A 553-nucleotide genomic window follows, 5' to 3' on the forward strand; every position below is an offset into this window, starting at 1 on the left:
TCGACCCTCTTGGTGCGCTATTTGTGGTGATTGTGTATGAGTTTATCGTGTCGCACAGCGCCGTAAACAGCATGGAAGTCTTTGGCACCATCATTGCCGTAGGTGTCATTTTAGGTGTGGCGTCTGGTGCAGCCGTGGCGACGGTATTGCGTCGAGCGTGGTTGCCGGAATACTTGCAGCCTTTTGCGGTTTTAATGGTGGTACTGGGCGTATTTTCGGTCTCTAACCACATCGAATCTGAAGCGGGGGTATTAACCGTTACCGTGATGGGTATGTGGCTTGCCAACGCGAAAGACATCAACATTCAGCAAATTCTGCATTTTAAAGAGCACTTGACCATTTTGCTGATCACCGGTTTGTTCATCTTCCTTGCGGCTCGAATCAGCTTGGATGATTTTGCAGCGCTGGGCAGTGGTGCGTTGCTGCTGTTTGTCTTTATGCAGTTGGTGTCGCGCCCGTTATCGATTTTTCTTTCTACGATGCGCAGCAACTTGAACCTTAAAGACAAGCTCTTTTTGTCTTGGGTGGCACCACGCGGTATTGTTGCTGCGTC

1 protein-coding gene is annotated in these 553 nt (G+C 49.7%); it reads left to right on the top strand.

Annotated features, from left to right (window positions below; all coding sequences use genetic code 11):
- Positions 1-553 (top strand): cation:proton antiporter (locus tag R7R24_RS29525; protein ID WP_318120566.1); only part of this gene is annotated, 553 nt, incomplete at both ends.

The organism is Vibrio sp. 704 (genome assembly GCF_033339295.1).